The organism is Planctomonas sp. JC2975 (assembly GCF_012985205.1).
GTDB lineage: Bacteria > Actinomycetota > Actinomycetes > Actinomycetales > Microbacteriaceae > Humibacter.
Window position 1 is genome coordinate 1,655,214 of sequence record NZ_JABEKS010000001.1, and the last position, 19,212, is coordinate 1,674,425.

A 19,212-nucleotide genomic window follows, 5' to 3' on the forward strand; every position below is an offset into this window, starting at 1 on the left:
GAGAACGCCGGAGGCCCCCTGACAGCTGTCGGGGGGCCTCCGGCGTTCCAGTGCGTGCGCTACCGCGACACAGAGCGTTCCATCAACCGGCCCGGCGCTCGGCGCGAAGCATCCGGACGCCCACCAGCACGGTTCCGGCCAGCAGCGCAACGCCGGCCAGCACGAGGGCGAGCCAGAGGTTCGAGCCCGTCGAGGCGAGGGATGCCGCGTCCTGATCGACGGGACCATCCGCCGCTGCGCTGCCCTGCGGCACCATTGTCATGGTCGGGGTGGCGCTCGGGTCGGCGGGATCCGTGCTCGGGTCGGAGCCGGCCGGATCCGTTCCGGAGGGCGACGGGCTCGCGGTGTCGGTGGCACCCGAACCTCCGGAATCGTCATCCGCGGTCGCGCTCAGGCTGAACGTGGTGACGACGGCACGGTGATCGCTCGTCCATGCCTGCGTGACGACGGTCGAGGCCGATGGCCATCCGGCGACCAGCGTGTTGGATCCCACGACCTTCAGCGACGTGCCCGCGTAGTCGACGTAGTCGACGCGTTCCTGCTGTCCGCCCGGAACGGCGGCGGCCTGCACAGCCGCCTGGAGGCCGGTGCTCGCCGGAGAAGCGGTGTCGCTCGATCCGTACAGCGGCCACGTGTCGCCGGCGTCAGCGGCAGGATCGCCGTGCGCGACGCGGTAGGAGTCCTTCAGGCCCGCTGAGGTGAACAGCCCGGTCACTGGCCAGTCGACCGCTCCCGCATCGCAGTGCGATGCCGAGGTGGCCGCCGTCCAGTCGGCGCCGGAGGGCGACTGAAGGTCGCCGAGCACGACCACAGGCGTGCTGCCTGCGGCCTTCACATCGGCCTTCAGCTCCGACACGATCGCCTGCGCCTGCGCAAAGCGTGTGCTCGCTTTCTCGGCGTCGATGGCGGCGGATGCCGTCCCGCCCGCCGCGCAGACCGCATCCGGCCCGAAGGCGGCGCCGTCCAGCCCGAGGCTCCACACGCGGACCTCGGTGCCGAGCACGTTCGCGGTGACCGCCGCTGCAGGGGCAGCGTCCGAGCCGACAACGGCATCCGTCGTCGACAGCGGATAGGCGGAGAGGATGCCGACGCCCGACGCGCCCTCGTAGTCGTACCAGCCGAGTGCGCCGGCGAGCTGCGCCGCGAGGGTGCCGCCGTCGGACTGCACGCCGATGAGATCGAGGCCGTTGGCCGCGACCACGGCCAGGTCCTTCAGCACGGCGTCACTGGTGTGCGCACCCGCGTCCCAGAGGTTCCACGTCGCAGCGGCGAGCTGCGGATCGTCCTTCGCGCCGATCACCGGGACCTCGACGGTGATGGTCGACGTCGTGGTTCCGTCGCTCGCCTGCACGGTGATGGTGGCAGGCGTGTCTTGCGCTGTCTGCGGGGCGGTCCCCGTCACCGTGCCGTCCGCTCCGACCGAGAGCCAGTCGTCGCCTGACACCTTCGTGAAGGTCGCCGTTCCGCCGTTGAAGAGTGCCGCAAGCGGCTGCATGACCGTTCCGGCGGCCCGCACCTGCGGAGCGCGGAAGGTGTCGGAGACGAATCCCTTCTGCACGGTCGATCCGTCGACGACCACGGTGGGCGGCGGAGCCGTTACCGCGTAGTCGTTCAGCACCTGCGCAGCGCTGATCGCCTGGTCGTAGAAGTCGAACTCGTCGATATCGGCATTCGCGAATCCGTCGATCGTGTCGAGCGTCGAGCCGTCGGAGCCGATGCGGAACGGATAGCCGCTGGTCAGGGTGAAGGCGCTCGTCAGCGCAGTGCTCTTCACGCTCTGTGCTCCATCGAGATACGTGGTCATGGTGCCGGCCGAACGGTCGACCACCACGGCGAGCTGGTGCCAGGAGCCGATCACGGAGTCCGTGCTGACGGTGGGCAGGTAGTTCTGCGTCGTCGACGTACCGTTCTGCCCGAAGCACGCCCTAAGTACGCCGGGCGTGCCCGACGTGTTGTACAAGGTGGTGCCCCTGTCGTAGCAGTGCGTGAAGTCCTGATTGGAGACGATGGGCGAGTCGGAACTCGACGACTGCTCCTTGAGCCAGAAGACGTACGAGAAGCTCGACGATCCGTCCGTGCGGCCCGCGACCAGCGGCAGCGTGATGTAGTTCACACCCTGCTTCGATCCGTCAGGCGAGTTCACGTAGGCGGACTTGCCCGACACTCCGGTGGCGTACGACGGCGTGCCGGACCACGTTCCGTCGTATCCACTGCCCGAGTCGTCGACGACCGTGGTTCCCGTGTCGTTCTCGAAGTCGAACGAGATCAGCGGCGCCGCTGCGTCGCCGGACGCTCGAAGGCGATCCCACACCGCATAGAGGGTGACCGTCGCACCGTTCGTGGTGGTGAGGTCCTTCACGCTCTCGCCGTTCGTGTAGGCGATCGGGCCGGTGGGGCTCGTGGCCCAGCCGGCGAAGCCGTATCCGGCTCGCGTGTAGCCGTTGACCGTGAGCCCTGCGGCGAGGCCGGTCGTCAGCTTCTGCGATGCCGTCGCCCCGCCGGTCGCTCCGTTGCCGTCGAACGCGACCGTGTAGGACGAGGTCGAGGCCGGCTTGGTCGCCGCGTAATCCGCTGCCACCTGGGATGCCGCGATGGGGGCGTTGTAGAAGTTCACGTCGTCGAAGAGGCCATCGACGGAGCCGTCACCCGTGTCGGTGAGGCTGCCCTCCGATCCGAGCGTGAACGGATACTTCATCAGCGTGGACGTCGCGCCGATCGAACTCGACGTGTCGACCGCAGTTCCGTCTTCGTAGGTGGTCACGGTGTTCGCTGCGCGGTCGACGACGGCGGCGAGGTAGTGCCAGGCTCCGTTCGTCGCTCCCGTCGTCGCGGCGACGTACTCCTTCGTGCCGCCGGAGGTGAGCCCCCAGCACGCCTTCAGCGTCGAGTTGCTCGCCGACGTGTTGTAGTAGCTGAAGCCCGGATTGTTGCACGACGCGGTGTTCGCGTCGGCGATCACCGCGGCATCGCTGCTCGTCGAGTTCTGGAAGTACCAGAACTCGAACGAGAAGCTGCCGCTGCCGTCGGTCTTGCCTGCGACCAGCGGCAGCTGGATGACGTTCTTGTTGGCGCTGACGTGCGCCGCGTTGCCGGAGATCCCTGCGGCGTAGGTCGGGATGACACCGCCCCCGGCGACACCGTTGATCCAGGTGCCGTTGTACCCGTTGCCCGACGAGTCGACGACCGTAGATCCGTTGTCGCCGTCGAACGTGTACGACACGAGAGGCTTGACCGCGTCTGCCGGGTCGAAGGTGGTGGCGGCAGAGGCCGACTGGATCCAGCCGAGGCTGATGCCGGCAACGATCAGGAGGATCGCGACGGCGGCGGCGACGAGGAAGCGCAGCCGGATGACAGGTGAGTCGAACGCGCGGCGACTCGCGGACAGGGGGGATGGCGATGCCATGGACGTCTCCAGATGACGTGACTGGTGCGGTCGGATGGGGTGGGTGAGGCGAGAGAAGAGGGACGCCGGATCAGGCTGAGAGCTGAGCGATACGCCCCGCGTACCTGTGCTTCCATCCGGTGCCGGTGTCGGCCGTGATGACCACGTCGTAGTAGCCATCGCTCGTCGGCCACGAGAGCTCCGTCGTCTTTCCCGGCAGCACCCAGAGGGCCTTCGTGCCGCCGTCGTAGTCGTTCGCGGTCACGATGTAGCGCACCTGCTGGAGCCCGTCGTTGTGCAGGGCGAGCTGCACCGTCGGGTTGCTTCCCGCGGAGAGCGAGACGTCGACGCGCGGCACTCCCGCGTTGTTCTGTCCGGCAGGCAGAAGGGTGCCGTGGTGGGAGCGCACGAATCCGTCGGGTCCGTAAACGGTGAAGGCGTACTTGCCGTCGTGCGCCGTGGCATCCCACGAGTACGTCGCCGGGCTGGACGCGGTCACCGTATGAGGCGTGTTCGTGAACGTCTGATACGCGTCGGGGAAGGCCTGGAGGCTGACCGCCTTGCCCGTCCGACCGCCGACCAGGCTGAGGTTCGCGGTCACGGTTCCCGTGGCGCGGTCCTCCGCGAAGGTGCCGTGCGGGTGATACGAGAGCGGCCGGTGCCGGAGCGTGCCGCCCTCCCACTTGTCGGCGGCGGGAACCTGCGTGCCGATCGTGCCGCCCGCGCGGGCGATCTGCACGAGCGCCTCGGTGTCGGGCAGCGACGGGGTGTCGAACACGGGGTTCGCGAAGTCCATCGCGCTCGTCAAGTCGCCGCTGATCCCGCGCCGCCAGTCGGTGATGGTGGTGCTCGTCGCCGGCGTTCCGATCGCGGCCGTCCAGGTCTCCAGGAACCGGATGATCGAGGTGTGGTCGAACGTCTCGGTGCTGACCCAGCCGCCGCGCGTCCACGGGGAGACGAGGATGCCAGGAACGCGGGCCCCGTATCCGAGCGGCGTGCTGCCGGAATACTCGCCGGCCGTGCCGACTTCCGCGTACGGCGGGAGCACGTGGTCGAAGTATCCGTCGTTCTCGTCGAACGTCATGATCAGGAGCGTGCTCTTCCACAGCTCCTCGTTGGACTGCAGAGTCTGGATGACCTTGTTGCTGAAGTGGGCGCCGTGCTCGGGGTTCGCCGACGGGTGCTCGCACCATCCGTACGGCGCCACGATCCACGACACCTGCGGGAGCGGATACGCCGCGTCGGGCCTGCAGGCGTCGATGAAGTCGGCGAGCACGGCGTCCAGGTTGTCGTCGCTGTCGTTGTTCGCGGCGCCGCTCGCCGCATAGGGCGCGGATCCCGCACGCCACACGACACCCGTCCCCGGCGCGTTCTTCACCGCGTCCGCGCGGTTCGCGAGGTCGGTAGCGGTCGATCCCGAGGTGGTGAAGGTGGCGAAGCCGCGGATCGGGTTGTCCGTATAGTCGCCCACCCAGCTGCTGCCGTTGTTGCTGTTGTCCACGTAGGTGCGCCACGAGACGCCCGCCGCCTGCAGCGCCTCCGGATAGGTCTGCCACGCGCGCGTGCCGTTCGACTCCCCTCCGTTGTCGGTCACGCCGTTCGACGTGCCCGTCCAGTGATAGAGACGGTTCGGGGTGGTGGGACCCATGAGCGAGCAGTGCCAGTTGTCGCAGATCGTGTAGGCGCTGGCGAGCGACCACTGCCACGGGATCTCCTCGCCCGTGACGTACTGCATGGTTGCGGCGCCCTTCGAGCTGACCCAGTTGTTGTAGCGTCCGCTCGACCAGGCGGAGAGCCCGCCGGAGTAGGAGTGGTCGAGCCCCGTCGTGGTGCCGGCGACCGTGGTCACGCGCGCCGGCTTGACGACCGACGTCCCGTTGGGCTGCGAGAAGACGTCGGTGCCGTTCGGGAACGTCAGCGCCTGCTTGTCGTCGAATCCGCGTACCCCGGGCAGTGCGCCGTAGTAGTGATCAAAGGCTCGGTTCTCCTGGATCAGGATGACGACGTGCTTGACATCCGTGATGTCGCCCTTGAACCCGGCGGGGAGTGCTGCCGGTGCGGCGCCGGCCGCCGCCGGCTGCAGCGTCGCGGCCGCCGCGCCGCCGAGCACCGCCGCCCCACCGAGCAACCCCATCGCTTTGAGCATGCCGCGGCGGGACAACCCGGACGTCAGGACCGCCTCGGGGACGGTCTTCCTGCGCTGGTACGGATCAGGGGTGAAGGGGGTCGGCTCGCTCGACATCGTGTTCCTCGGCTCGAAGGTCTTGTGACGGCGCCCAGCCGACCAAAGCCCGGCGAACCGGCGGTGAACGCGAGCGGTCCAGCGCCCTCCGGGACGCCGCTTCAGGCTGATTGGCCCGCCAACTGCGCACACTGGGCGACGACGCGCCGCTTCGGGTCGCGTCGCGCTGGGCGGTTCACGCCAAGGTGCGCGTGCTCTCCCCCGCCTCGACCTCGAACGCGATGACGTCCGCCTGGTACCGGTCGACGCCGAGTTCGACGGTCCTGTCGTCACGTGCGGTCGTGATCCGTGTGACCTGCAGCAGCGGGGCGGAGCGACGCACGCCGAGCAGCGCCGCGTCTTCGGTGGAGGCGGGCACGGCCTCGATGCGGTGCGTTCCGGATGCCACGTGGATGCCGGCTTCCGCAAGCGCGGCGGTCGTCGAGGAGACATCGTCGGGCATGGCGTCGATCAACGCGGACAGCCAAGGAGCCCACGTGGATCGTTCGACCATCACGGCGCGCCCGCCGAGCGTGCGCACCCTGGTGAACGTCGGCAGCGGTTCGCCCAGTCGGATTCCGAGCACCCGCGCCTCCCTGGCATCGGCGGGCCGGCGTGCGCGGCCGGTGATGAGGCCGCCGGCCTCGAGACCCCCGGCCGAAGCCCACTGGGCGAAGGAGAGCATGCGATCGAATCCTTGCGTGCGGTGTCCGGCTCGCACGTGCCATCCTTCGCGCGGCCTCGACTCGAGGAGGGACTGCCTGGCCAAGCGGACGAGCGCGGTGCGCACCTTCGCCCTGGTCGTGCCGTACTCCCTGGCGAGCGCTGCCTCGGAGGGAAGGCGTCCGACAGGGCCGAATTCCCCATCGAGGATGCGCCGCCGCAGGTCGGCTGCGACCTCCGGATGGCCGGCATCCGCAGGCCGGAAGCTGTCCTCGCCCCCTGGATGAGCGATGTCCACCCGGTGCATCCCCGCTCCCACTATCCGCCCGTCGGCGGCTCAGGATACCCTGGCTGTATGGCTGAGTTGCGACTCGAGGAACTGTCCGCGTCGAACATCTCCGCGGCGAACGCGCTCACTTTGAAGCCGGGCCAGGAGCAGTTCATCACGCCCGTGTCGTACTCGGCGGCCGCAGCGGTCAACGACCCGTCGATGACCTGGCAGCGCGTGGTGATCGACGGCGACGAGGTCGTCGGATTCATCATGGGCAGCTTCGATCCGGATGCCGACGACGAGTTCCGCTCCATACTCTGGCGCATCAACGTCGACGCGTCCGACCAGGGTCGGGGCGTCGGCACGTTCGCCGTCGACGCCCTCGCGGCCGAGGCGCGCCGTCGCGGCCACGACAAGCTCTTCGTCATCTGGGAGTACGGCGAGCTCGGGCCGGAGACGTTCTTCCTCCGCGCCGGCTTCTCGCCGGTCGGCGAGACGCAGTACGGCGAGGCCATCGGCTCGCTGGACCTCTGATCCCCCGCGCATCCGAAGGGCGTCCTCCGCGGAGACGCGCCTCCGATCCCGAAGCCGAAGCCGATCCTGACGCCGAAACAGCCTCTGCGGCCGGGGGGATGCCTGGGCTCGCCGACTCCTTCGTTGAGGCCGTCCTCGAGTTGGTCGCCGAGATACCGGCCGGCCGGGTGATGACGTACGGAGGCGTGGCCGCCTCGCTCGGATCCCGTGGAGCCCGCGTCGTCGGTCAGGTGATGGCGCGCTACGGATCGGATGTGCCGTGGTGGCGCGTCATCCGTGCGTCCGGGCAGCCCCCGGTCGGACACGAGGAGCGCGCGCTGGCCCACTACCTCGACGAGCGGACGCCGCTGGCCGGCATGACCGCCGACCAGGCGTCGAGGACGGGAGCGGCCGACAGGATCCGCGTCGACCTGTCAACGGCGCGCTGGTCACCGGACTTCCGCTGACCTCCGGCCGGCCGCGCACATCGATGCCCGCTCGCCGGGGCACAAGGCGGACCGCTCGTCCCCCGATGAGGTGGCGTTGTTATCGATGCCATCCGCGACATCCACCGGTACCATCGGTCCCGTGAAAGGGATGAAGGCACCCGGCATGACCGATGTCGCGCGCCTCGCCGGCGTCTCGGCGCAGACGGTCTCGCGCACTCTCAGCGGATCTCCCAACGTGCAGCAGGCCACTCGAGCGAAGGTCCTCGCTGCGGTCGAACAGCTGGGGTACCGACGCAACAGCGCCGCCAGGGCGCTGTCGTCGGGAAGGAGCCGCACGATTGGCGTTGTGACGCTGCAGACGGGGTTCGCGTCGCGCACCGCTCTGACCGTGGGTATCGAGACAGCGGCCAGCGATGCCGGTTATGCGGTCTCGACGGCGACGACCGCCTCCCTCGAGGCCGGCGCGATCGAGGCCGCGCTCTCGCGCCTGGCCGACCAGGCCGTAGAGGGGATCGTGCTGGCGGTGCCACTCATCTCGCCCAACCACGCGATCGACGCACTCACCCGAGCCGTCCCCACCGTCGCCATCGACGGTTCCCGGACGCCGTCGACGGAGGTCCTGGCCGTCGACCAGCGGGCACTCGGCGCGATGGCCACGCGCCACCTGCTGGAACTGGGGCACGAGAACGTCTGGCACGTCGGCGGTCCGCCGGAGTGGCTGGACGCCGTTCGCCGCGCGGAAGGCTGGCGCTCAGAACTGGAGGAGGCGGGAATCGTGCCGCCGCCGGAGCTTCCCGGCGATTGGTCGCCCGGGTCCGGGCACCGAGCGGGTCTGATCCTCGGCCGGATTCCCGACGCGACCGCCGTCTTCGTCGCCAGCGACGAGATGGCTTTCGGCCTGATCCGCGGCCTCGCAGAGAGCGGACGGCGCGTTCCCGACGACGTCTCCGTCATCGGCATCGACGACATCCCGCTCGCCGCGTACTGCTCCCCGCCCCTGACGACCATCGCGCAGCCGTTCGCCGATGTCGGCAGGCTCGCAGTGCAGCATCTGCTGCACTCGATCGCCCATCCTGAGACACCGCACCTCGACCAGGTGGTGAAGCCCGCGCTCGTCGTGCGCGCGAGCACGGCGCGGCCGCACGGCGAGCGTCCCTAGCGTTCCCGCGTCGCCGTGTTGCGCGCCGTCGGCCACCCCGATGTCGTTCCGGTTGGCATCGCTGCCGCGAACGGACATGCGATTCGCTCAGATCACTGACGTTTCGGATCAGCCCCCTGGTGTTATCGATGCCATTGGACGTACCGTGATCGGGTCAGACACTCGGGCGGCCCCCGACGATGAAGTGAGGAAGGCCATGACATTCCACATCCGACATCTGCAACGCCCAGCGCTCGTGGGCGGCATAGCGATCGCCGCGACTGCGGCGCTGTGCCTCACGGGAGGCCTTGCGGCGAGCGCGACCACAGGCTCGGGCACGGCTCCCCAGTACACGGTGACCACGGGCTCGCTCGGCGACTTCGGCAATCCGGACGACACTCCTGCCAGCCCGTTCATCGACTCCGACGGAACGTTCTACTACAGCGAGTCGCACTCGCTCTACGGTGCGAACGATCCGAGGGAATGGACGTTCTACAAGGGCACCACGATGGATGACGCGCAGCCGGACAACGCGCTGAACACCGCGGCGAATCCCGCCGATCCGTCCGACGCGAACAATGACACGACAGCGCGCTGCAACAACAGCCCGACGGGACTGACCTCCACGTACGCTCCGGCCGGATCCGGATATGCGCAGCGCAATTACTGCGACCTCACCCAGCAGTGGGTCGATCCCGACACCGGCGATTGGTACGGCCTCGTGCACAACGAGTTCACGCCGCAGCCGTTCGGCGACGGACTGCACTACGACGCACTCGACTTCGCGGTGTCCAAGGATCACGGACAGACCTGGACCATCGAGGGCCACGCCATCACCTCGCCGTACAGCACCACGCGCGGCGACACCGCCGCGTTCCCGCGGGAGACCTACTACTACGGCGACGGCGACCCACGGCTCTACGTCGACACGGCATCCGGGTACTTCTACGTCTATTACGGCTCCCGCGTCGTCGACAAGAACGGCAGCTGGAAGGCGTTCTACGAGCACGTCGCCCGTGCGCCGATCGCCGACAAGATGGCGACCGGCTCGTGGCAGAAGTGGTACGACGGCACCTGGAAGCAGCCGGGCGTCGGCGGCAAGGAGAGCAACCTCGTTCCCGTGAGCTCGACGAACACGAACGGCTACACGCCTGCCGCGAACGAGTACAACCCAGCGACACCGGGAACCGCATCGCAGCAGATCGCCGCTGGGCTCATGCCGGCGACCTCCCCGCTGTTCGTGATGGACGTCACGTACGACGCGTACCTCGGGCTCTACATCGGTGAGCCGCAGAACCCCGACCAGAGCGGCAACGCCCCTCAGCAGTACTACGCCACGAAGAACCTGGCCACCCAGAAGTGGTTCCTGCTCGGCGACTCCGGTAGCTCGTTCACGACGGCGTCGTGGTACCGCTGGTTCATCGACCCCGCGAACGCGACGAGCACCTCGATCGTGGGCAAGACGTTCCGCTCCTACTGCGCCTGGGCCTGCGCTGACGGTTCCGACGGCGACTACGCCAACGTGACCGTCGACTCGTCGTCGCCTGCCGCGACCGTCGACACGTCCGTTTCGTACCGCATCGCAACGGGCAACGGTCTGGAACTCGCCCAGGTACCAGGCCGTTCCTCGACCACGTCGACGAAGAAGGGGCACTCGGCGCTCGGCGCCTGGCGCTTCTCCTCGACGGGCGATGGCGCCTACACGATCACCAACGTCGCGACAGGCAAGCGGCTCGGCGTCGACTCGTCGTCGACCGCGAGCCGCGCATGGGGAACCGCGCCGTCGGTGCAGTCCGCTTCGACCTCGGTCGGACAGCAGTGGTTCGTCGTTTCCGCCACGTCGCCCAGCACCGGCGAGGCGACCGGAACCGTGCGGCTCGTGAACCGGTACAGCGGGCTCGTGCTCGCGCTGACCGGATCGGGCGCCGGCACCGCACCGGGCCGCTCCTGGGACGCGACCTCCGCGAACCCGGTGGACACCGCTCCGCTCGTCTCTCAGCAGACCGTCTCGCTCGTGAAGACGCCGAACGGTGGCCACAGCTGATCTGCGACGGATGATCGATGACGACGCGCCCCCGCCCGTACCAGCGAGCGGGGGCGCTTCGCGTGCATCGTGGGATGCGCTGCGTCGGCGTCAGCCGACGGTGCTCCCGTCAGTGGTTCGGATCTGCGGGCTGGGCGTCCAGCGTCCGCTGCGGCACGAGCCAGCGTGCGATGTGGATGCCCGTCGCCACGAACACGATGCCCCACGCGGCGATGGCCAGCCACAGGAAGATGCGGCCGGTCCAGGCGACGACGGGGAGGGCATCCGCTTCGCCGAGGTTGATGCCGCAGACGGCATACATGCCGAGCGGGAACACGATGCTCCACAGCGCCGGCTCGTAGCGGAGCGGGACGCGGTGCGTGATGTGGCGCCACCAGCCGACGGCCACGAGCACCGGGATGAGCCAGGTCGCGAACGACCAGAACACCACGGATCCGCCCGCCGCGAGGCCCGTCGTCACCTCCGTCATCGGGGTGGACTTCATCTCGACCACCTTCGAGCCCGCCAGCACCGTGATGGATGCCGCCCCCATCGCCACCCAGTACGGCGGCCCCATGGTCTCAGGGGTGATGCCGTGCACGAGCAGCCGGATCACGACGGCGATGCCGATGATGGCGTAGAGGATGATGCCGACGCTCCACGACGCGAACGCGATGATCGACAGGAACGCGCGGATCGGCGGCAGCGACGGCTCGAGCGTTGCGGACAGCACGGCGACGGACTGACAGGCGACGGCCCAGACGAACCACGATCCGTTCATGCCGCTGAGCGTCTCGGCACCCCGCCTCTGCAGGATCACCGCCCACGGCACCGCATAGCCCAGCACGAGCCAGACGACGCACGACAGGGCCAGCAGAGCCGTCGAGAAGACCAGGTCGTCGTCGAGCGCAAGGCGCGTGCCCAGCACATTCGTGCCCGCGACGAACGTGAAGAAGAAGAACGCCACCTGCGGCGACCGGAAGTCGCGAGAGACCTCGTGCGGATAGCGGATGATGCGCCACGCGTTCAGCACCACCAGCAGCACGTACGCCGCGGCGGCGATGACGAGCAGCACCTCGGACGCGACGTCGAACCCCTCGGCGTGCAACCCGACGGAGAGGATGCCCGTGGCCATGACGAGCGCGAAGTACCCGGGCGGCAACGTGCGTACGGTAGCGCGCACCCGCGACGGAAAGCCCTGGGTCACGGAGACAGCTTATGCCCGGGCCTGTCGGCATCGCCGTCGCCGGATACTTCGCGGCATTCAGTTCCGGCGGTCAAGACCGCAACCTATGTCGTCGCGATCGCGTGCATCGTTGCGTCGGGGGACGCCGGGATCCGTACGTGGCGGGCGGACCCCAGAGGCGGCAGCGGACCGAAGAGTCCGCCGCCACCCTCTGAGCGACCGCCCGGTCTTTCACACCAGCGAGTCGCGCCAGGCTGCGTGCAGCTGGGCGAAACGGCCGGTGCCGGCGATGAGGTCCGACGGCGCGCCGTCCTCGACCACCTTGCCGTGCTCCATGACGAGCACGCGGTCCGCGATCGCCACGGTCGAGAGACGGTGCGCGATGATCAGGGCCGTTCGGTCCTTCAGCAGCGTCTGCAGCGCCTCCTGCACCAGCCGCTCGCTCGGGATGTCCAGCGAACTCGTGGCCTCATCGAGGATGAGGACCGACGGGTTCGCCAGGAACGCCCGAGCGAACGAGATCAGCTGACGCTGACCCGCCGAGACGCGGCCGCCGCGCTTGTTCACATCCGTGTCGTATCCGTCCGGCAGGCTCTCGATGAACGCGCCGGCGCCCACCGCCTCCGCGGCCGCGCGGATCTCGTCCGGCGTCGCATCCGGCTTGCCGAGGGCGATGTTGTCGGCCACGGTTCCGGAGAACAGATACGCCTCCTGCGTGACCATCACGATCGCACGGCGCAGGTCCTTCGGATGCAGGTCCCTCAGGTCGACGCCGTCGAGCGTGACAGCGCCCTTCGTCGGGTCGTAGAACCGAGCGATGAGCTTGGCCAGCGTCGACTTGCCGGCACCGGTGGATCCGACGAGCGCGATGGTCTGCCCTGCCGGCACGTCGAGCGCGAACTCCGGGAGGATGACGCGATCCTTCTTGTACGCGAACGTCACGTCGTCGAAGACCACGTGACCCTTCGACTGCCACAGGTCGACCGGGTGCGCCGGATCCGGCACGCTCGGCTCCTCTTCCAGAACACCTGAGATCTTCTCGAGCGCGGCCGCGGCCGACTGGTAGGAGTTGTAGAACATGGCCATCTCCTCCATCGGGTCGAAGAACCGACGGGTGTAGAGCAGCACGGCCAGCAGGATGCCGATGGGCAGCGCGCCGGACGCCACGCGGAATCCGCCGACGAGCAGCACGATCGCCACCGTCACGTTGCCGATGAGCACCAGCCCCGGATCGAAGATTCCGAACAGCTGGATGGTCTTCGCGTTGACGTCGCGGTAGTCCTCGACGAGGTCGCCGAATTCCTTCTCGTTGCGCTTCTCCTTGCGGAACGCCTTCACGGCGCGGATTCCCGTCATGGTCTCCACGAAGTGCACGATGAGCTTCGCGGATGCCACTCGCGAGCGCCGGAACAGCACCTGCGACCGCTTCTGGAACCACCGCGTCAAGAAGTACAGCGGCACCAGCGAGACGAACAGGATCACGCCGGACACCCAGTCGTTGATGAACATGAACACCGCGATGAATCCGGAGTACAGCACACCCTGCACGAGCTGGTTGATGCCCGAGTCGAGCAGCTCGCGGATGGAGTCCAGGTCGCTCGTCTGCCGCGAGATGATGCGGCCGGACGTGTACGACTCGTGGAACTCCAGGCTGAGTCGCTGCGTGTGCAGGAACACCCGCTTGCGCAGGTCGAACAGGATCGCCTGGCTGATCCGCGCCGACTGCACCGTGTACCACGAGACGGTGACCGCGCCGACGATGCCCGTCGCAAGGTACGCGGCACCGGTGAGCGCGATGGGCCACCAGTCTTGCGTCTTCAGCGCTGAGATGCCCTGGTCGATGCCGATGCCGATCAGTGTCGGCCCGATCACCTGAGCGAGCGTGGAGACCACGATCACGACCAGCGCGAACGCGACCTTGCCCCGCACGGGGCGCATCAGCACCCCGAGCAGTGCGAGCGACCGGCGCCGGATCTGCCGCGACTCCGCTTTCGTGAAGTCGTTGCGCTCCTCGCCGGTGACGCCCTGAACAGTTGCCGTGCTCACAGGTTCACCTCCCTGAGAATCTCGTCCTCTTCGTCGTCCTCGAGACTCGAGATGACGAATCTGTAGTGTTCGTTGGTCGCCAACAGGTCGTGGTGGGTGCCGACCGCGGTGATCCGCCCGTCCTCGAGCAGCGCGACGCGGTCGGCCAGCATGACCGTCGACGGGCGGTGCGCCACGACGAGGGCCGTCGTGGAGGCCAGCACCCTGCGGAGCGCAGCCTCGACGAGGGCCTCCGTGTCGACATCCAGGGCCGACAGCGGGTCGTCCAGCACGAGCACCTCGGGGTTCGCGGCGACCGCTCGCGCGAGCGCGAGCCGCTGCCGCTGGCCGCCGGAGAGGCTCAGCCCCTCCTCGCCCACCTTGGTGTCCACGCCCTCCGGCAGGTCGTACGCGAAGCCCGCCTGGGCGACCTCGAGGGCCTCGGTGAGCACGGCATCCGCCCGCTTCTTCGTGGTGTCGTCGTCGCCGACCAGGTCGGCGCGGCCGAGCAGCACGTTGTCGCGCACCGACGCGGAGAACAGCGTCGCGTCCTCGAACGCCATGGCGACGTGCGTGCGCAGCTCGCCCCTGGTGAGGTCGCGGATGTCGACGCCGTCGAGCGTGATGGAACCGCCCGTCACGTCGTACAGCCGCGTGGTCAGGGCGGTCAGCGTCGACTTGCCGCTGCCGGTCAGGCCGACCAGCGCCATGGTCTCCCCCGGCTCGAGCTCGAGTTCGATGCCGGCCAGCAGATCGGGATACCCCTCAGGGGTGTCCGCATACCTGAAGCGCGCGTCGTTGAACTTCAGCCTGCCCAGTGGATGCTCGATCGTCTTCGGGTGCTCCGGGTCGCCGATCGTGTTCGGCGTGTTCATCACGTCGAAGAAACGGTCGGCCGCGGTGCGCGTGTCGAACGTCATCGAGAGCAGGAATCCGATCGACTCGATCGGGAACCGCAGCACGGTCGCCGTCGCGAAGAACGCGAGCAACTGCCCGGCGGTCAGCGAGCCCGTCGACACGAGCCACACGCCGACGACGAGGCAGACCGCGAACGCGACGTCCGGCACGAGCAACAGCCACAGCCAGATGCCGGCGACGGCCTTGGCCTTGGCGATCTCGGTGCCGCGCAGGTCTTCGGCCTGCTTCTCGAAGTTGCGCAGGGCGTGGCGGCCGCGGCCGAACGCCTTGAGCACGCGGATGCCGTGCACCGACTCCTCGACGGCCGTCGCCAGGTCACCTGCCTGGTCCTGACTGCGTCGTGCGATGACCGAGTACCGGCTCTCGAACACGTAGCCGTAGATCCACAGCGGGATCGAGCACACCATGAAGATGACCGCGAGCAGCCAGTTCCAGGCGATGAGCACGCCGAATCCGATGATGATCGTGAGGATGTTCACGAACAGCAGCACGAACCCGAAGCTGATCCAGCGTCGGATCAGGTTGAGGTCGCTGACGGCGCGGCTGAGCAGCTGGCCGGACGGCCAGCCGTCGTGGAAGCTCACCGGGAGATCCTGCAGCTTGGCGTAGAACGCGTTGCGCAGATCCGCTTCGACCTTCGTGCCCGGCGTGAGCACGAACCAGCGGCGCAGCGAGATGAGCACCGCCTCCGCGACGCCCAGCACGAGCACGAGCACCGCCGACGGCACGACGTGCGACGGGTCGCCGTCTTTCATCGGACCGTCGACGAGTGCCTGGAGCACGATCGGGATCAGCAGCGCCACGACGGAGGCGCCGATCGCCGCCACCATGCCGAGGTAGATGCGCGGCATGGCGGGCTTCGCGTAGGGATAGATGCGTGCCAGCGAGCGGAACGTGCTCAGCCGCCGGCCGTCGTCACCCGGCTGAGCCGCGTGCTCAGGAGGGTGCTTCTGTTCAGTCAGTACCTGGGGTACCTGTGAGGCAGACATGTTCACCGTTTCGTGTGGATGGTGTGCTGGGTGCTGTGAGCGGTGGCCCGGGTACGGGCTCCCACTCGGACGCGAATCGCCTGTCGAGACGATTCTGGCGATGGGGTGCGACGCTTCGAGCGACGCTGGAGCTGAAGAGGTCCGAGCGGTGAGCGGGGTCGCAGGGTCGAGTTCTCGACGGATGCCCCGTGCGGGTCGGACGTTCGCGTTGGCGGGCGGTGGCTTCCGTTCGCCGGCCGGTGTCGGCGGTGGTGTCGGTGGTGCTTGAGGCCTGGTTCGGCCCTGTCAGCTAACCGATCGCCCCGGCCGCGGGACCGCGGAGACCTGAATCCCCGACGAACGCGGCGCCACCGACGGGAGCCGAGCTCCCGAGGAACCACGAGCGTGGGCGGAGTCCGGCGGTGTGGCGATATCCGGCCGGGCCCGCGACGGCCGTCGGCACGACGCGACCCGCGACTCCCGCGCGCTTGAGCGGCGTGATCTCGGTCTTCGTGCTCATGGCGACCTCCTCAGGTGCGGATCCTTGGCTGGCAGGCCGGACCCTTCTCGACCAGTCTTCCGATGTCGCACCCACCACGCGTGACGTCGCTGTACAGCGTTGAACCTGGCGACAGCGCCGGACTGGGTGGGATGCGACAGCAGATCAGGCTATACCCTTCCTGTGAATCGACGCAATGCCGCATTTCCCTCCAACGCCGCCGCCAAAAACGACGACGACGCAAAATTCTGGCCCACGTTGTCGGCTCTCAACGTGGCAACGACAACTTGGGCCAGAAATTCGGGGGTGGTGCTTTGTGGGGCGTGGGCGCTGGGTGGTGGGGACAGCGACCGTTGGTGCGTCAGACCAGGGCGGGGACGGCGTCGAGACGGGCGAGGGCGAGCGCCTCGGCTGCGGCCAGAGTCGTGATGTCGTTGGCACGGGCATCCGCGAAGATGTCGGCGACCGTGTCGCCGATGCGCTCCACCCGCTCCCGGGTCGCCTCGGCGCTCGCGCCCGGCTTGGTGAGCGTATCGAGGAAGATGACGCCGCCGGCGTTGACGACGAAGTCGGGCGCCCAGGCGATGTTCCGCCGGCGGAGCAGCTCCGCTCCCGAGCGGTCGGCGAGCTGGTTGTTCGCGGGTCCGACGACCGCCCGCACCTGCAGCGACTCGATCACCTCTGTGGTGAGGATGCCGCCGACTCCCGCCGGCACGAACACGTCGCCCGGAACGCGAGTCGCCTCATCCGGCGATGTCCAAGCCGCGCCCAGGCTCGCCGCCAGTTCGCGCTTCGCAGGGTTCACATCGGTGACGGTGAGCCGGCCGCCCTCCGACGCCAAGCGCGTCGCGAGCAGGGATCCCACGTGCCCGAGGCCCAGCACGGTGAACCTGCGGCCGGCGACGGTCCGGTCGCCGTACACGGCCTCGAGTGTGGCGAGGATGCTCGCGTACACACCGTGCGCCGTCGCGTCGCTGGGCTCGCCAACGCCGCCCTTGTCGGAGGGCAGACCGCAGACATCCTTCGTGCGCTCGGCGACGACAGCCATGTCGTCTGCGCTGGTTCCGACATCCTCGGCCGTCATGTACGCGCCGTCCAGGCTCTCGATGGCATCGCCCAGGTCGAGCATCACGGCACGGCGGCGTTCGGCATCCAGCTGGGTTCCGCGGGGCAGGTAGACCACCGTCTTGCCGCCGCCTCGGTTGAGGCCGGCTGCGGCGTTCTTGTACGTCATGCCTTCAGACAGGCGCAGTGAGTCGGCGACGGCCTGAGCCCAGTCGTCGTAGGTCCACAGGCGGCATCCGCCGAGGGCCTGCCCCAGCACGGTGGAGTGCACGGCGATGCTGATCGTCAGCCCGCTGCGCGGCCCCTTCACGATGAGCAGCTTCTCGTGGGGAAGCTCGGATCCGGTCGACTCGACGAGTTCGGCGAGAACGGGTTCGGACAGGACAGACATCGGCGTCTCCTTGCGCGCGGGCCACGACAACAGGGTGGTGTGTCGGGGCGACGATCCCGCCTCATGAGCGGGAGGTACACCACTATCCTGCCATCGCGCGCGCGCTCGAGCTTGCTCGGGCGGGTGCGTCGAGACCGAGGTGATTCGCCGACTCAGCCGGCCCGCGCCCTCAGCCGACGAGGATGCTCAGGCAGGTGACGCAGCCCTCGAGCTTCTCGAACTCGGAGATGTCGACAGTGACGACGCGGTAGCCGAGATCCGCGATGAGCTCCGCCGTCTTGGGAGCGGATGCCGCAACCAGCACGGCGTCGGGCGCGAGCACGAGGACCGCGACCCCCGCACGCTCCGGCACGGGAAGGAAGCGGTCGAAGACGCTCGGGTCGGCGATGAGGTCGGCGTCGCCGATCACCGTGCCGTCCGGCAGGGCGGTGACGGCGGACTTGAGGTGCAGCGCGCCCTTGATCGGCACCGCGATGACCGTGTAGCCCTCTTCGGCGGCGATCGCCCGCAGCTGACGAACGCCCTCCGCATTCGTGCGCTCGCTGCGTCCGACGTAGATCGTCGTGCCGACGCGGAGCACGTCTCCTCCGTCGAGCGTGCCGGGCTCCTGGATGCGATCGACGCGCAGGCCGAGATCCGTGAGCGTCGCCTCGGTGCCCGGAGTCTCGCCGCGGCGCTGCTCGGCGCCCGACAGGGCGATGACGGCGCGGTTGCCGAGGATGACCGCCGTGTCCTCCACGAAGACGGAGTCAGGAAGCACCTCTGCTGCTGCCACCTCGACCGTCTCCCAGCCGTTGTCGGCGAGCGCTGCGACGTAGGCGTCCCACTGCTCGTCGGCCTTGGCGGGATCCACGGCGACACGATCGATGTTCGTGACGATCCCCTCGGCGAGGTTCGTGGCGGGAACGCGCACCAGCGCTACCTGACGGCCCGTGGCGGCGGCGGTGTCGAAGCGCACGATGGTGCGGTACAGCCAGCGACCGAAGGTGGGCGTGAGCACAGTGACGAGCAGGATGAAGAGCAGGTTGCGCTCGCCCGTGATCGCCCACAGCACGGAGATGGTGGGCTTCTGCCCGTTGGTCACGAAGTAGATCATGGTGTCGAGCGCGGTGGCGATGACGCCGACGACGAGACCGGTGATGAGCGCGCCCCACCAGGTGGCGAAGATGTCGAAGAGTGCTGCAACCGCGAGCAGGACGAAGGTGAAGACCGACGCGAGCGTGAAGAATCCGCTCAGGCTGAGGATCGCGGCCCATCCGGCGCCCTGCACGAGATACGCCTCGTTGGTCAGCACGATGGTGCCGATATGGACGAGGAGCGCGACGAGGAAACCGGTGAGGACGGATGCCACGATCTTGCGGCTCCAGGCGACAGTCATGGCTACGAGACTACCGGCGAGGAGGCTATGCGACCGCTGGATGACGAGGCATCGAACGTCGCCGGGTCGTTGGCCGCACGCGGCAGCAACTGCGGCGGGCCGGACGCGGCGACGGCGGCGGG

General features: G+C 68.6%; 13 protein-coding genes. 4 read left to right on the forward strand and 9 right to left on the reverse strand.

The annotated features are described in order from the left end of the window. Positions 1-82: 82 nt before the first annotated feature. The 3 genes from HII28_RS07660 to HII28_RS07670 all read right to left on the reverse strand — a co-directional run bounded on the left by HII28_RS07660 (position 83) and on the right by HII28_RS07670 (position 6,564). Positions 83-3,403, reverse strand: a complete 3,321-nt coding sequence (locus HII28_RS07660) for a LamG-like jellyroll fold domain-containing protein (protein ID WP_170024856.1) — start codon at positions 3,401-3,403, stop codon at positions 83-85. A 70-nt stretch (positions 3,404-3,473) separates the two neighbouring features. Then, positions 3,474-5,624 (reverse strand): alkaline phosphatase family protein, encoded by a 2,151-nt coding sequence (locus tag HII28_RS07665; protein ID WP_170024857.1) that lies wholly within the window; start codon positions 5,622-5,624, stop codon positions 3,474-3,476. A gap of 175 nt (positions 5,625-5,799) precedes the next feature. Further along, positions 5,800-6,564, reverse strand: a complete 765-nt coding sequence (locus tag HII28_RS07670; RefSeq protein ID WP_170024858.1) for a GntR family transcriptional regulator — start codon at positions 6,562-6,564, stop codon at positions 5,800-5,802. 57 nt (positions 6,565-6,621) lie between these two features. On the opposite strand from HII28_RS07670, the gene HII28_RS07675 reads away from it, so the two are divergent. From HII28_RS07675 to HII28_RS07690, 4 genes are all read left to right on the forward strand, one after another. Continuing rightward, positions 6,622-7,071: a GNAT family N-acetyltransferase gene (locus tag HII28_RS07675; protein ID WP_170024859.1), complete on the forward strand. Its 450-nt coding sequence runs from the start codon at positions 6,622-6,624 to the stop codon at positions 7,069-7,071. A gap of 98 nt (positions 7,072-7,169) precedes the next feature. Next, a complete protein-coding gene (locus HII28_RS07680; protein ID WP_170024860.1) occupies positions 7,170-7,517 on the forward strand; it encodes an MGMT family protein in 348 nt (115 codons plus the stop codon). Between the two features lie 130 nt (positions 7,518-7,647). Further along, complete coding sequence (locus HII28_RS07685) at positions 7,648-8,658, forward strand: LacI family DNA-binding transcriptional regulator (RefSeq protein WP_240977676.1); 1,011 nt, start codon at positions 7,648-7,650, stop codon at positions 8,656-8,658. Positions 8,659-8,854: 196 nt separating this feature from the next. Then, the gene (locus tag HII28_RS07690) at positions 8,855-10,681 is read left to right on the forward strand and encodes an RICIN domain-containing protein (protein WP_170024861.1); all 1,827 of its coding nucleotides are present in this window, start codon (positions 8,855-8,857) and stop codon (positions 10,679-10,681) included. A 109-nt stretch (positions 10,682-10,790) separates the two neighbouring features. On the opposite strand, the gene HII28_RS07695 is transcribed toward HII28_RS07690, so the two are convergent. The 6 genes from HII28_RS07695 to ddaH all read right to left on the reverse strand — a co-directional run bounded on the left by HII28_RS07695 (position 10,791) and on the right by ddaH (position 19,090). Beyond that, positions 10,791-11,867: a tellurite resistance/C4-dicarboxylate transporter family protein gene (locus HII28_RS07695; RefSeq protein WP_346769231.1), complete on the reverse strand. Its 1,077-nt coding sequence runs from the start codon at positions 11,865-11,867 to the stop codon at positions 10,791-10,793. 210 nt (positions 11,868-12,077) lie between these two features. Beyond that, positions 12,078-13,892, reverse strand: a complete 1,815-nt coding sequence (locus HII28_RS07700; protein WP_170024862.1) for an ABC transporter ATP-binding protein — start codon at positions 13,890-13,892, stop codon at positions 12,078-12,080. Further along, positions 13,889-15,640 (reverse strand): ABC transporter ATP-binding protein, encoded by a 1,752-nt coding sequence (locus HII28_RS07705; RefSeq protein WP_240977677.1) that lies wholly within the window; start codon positions 15,638-15,640, stop codon positions 13,889-13,891. Before HII28_RS07705 ends, HII28_RS07700 begins: the two co-directional genes overlap by 4 nt. Before the next feature lie 427 nt (positions 15,641-16,067). Then, positions 16,068-16,277, reverse strand: a complete 210-nt coding sequence (locus HII28_RS07710; RefSeq protein WP_170024864.1) for a hypothetical protein — start codon at positions 16,275-16,277, stop codon at positions 16,068-16,070. Positions 16,278-16,617: 340 nt separating this feature from the next. After that, positions 16,618-17,712, reverse strand: a complete 1,095-nt coding sequence (locus HII28_RS07715) for a Glu/Leu/Phe/Val dehydrogenase family protein (protein ID WP_170024865.1) — start codon at positions 17,710-17,712, stop codon at positions 16,618-16,620. Positions 17,713-17,881: 169 nt separating this feature from the next. Beyond that, positions 17,882-19,090, reverse strand: a complete 1,209-nt coding sequence (gene ddaH / locus HII28_RS07720) for a dimethylargininase (RefSeq protein WP_170024866.1) — start codon at positions 19,088-19,090, stop codon at positions 17,882-17,884. Positions 19,091-19,212: the final 122 nt, after the last annotated feature.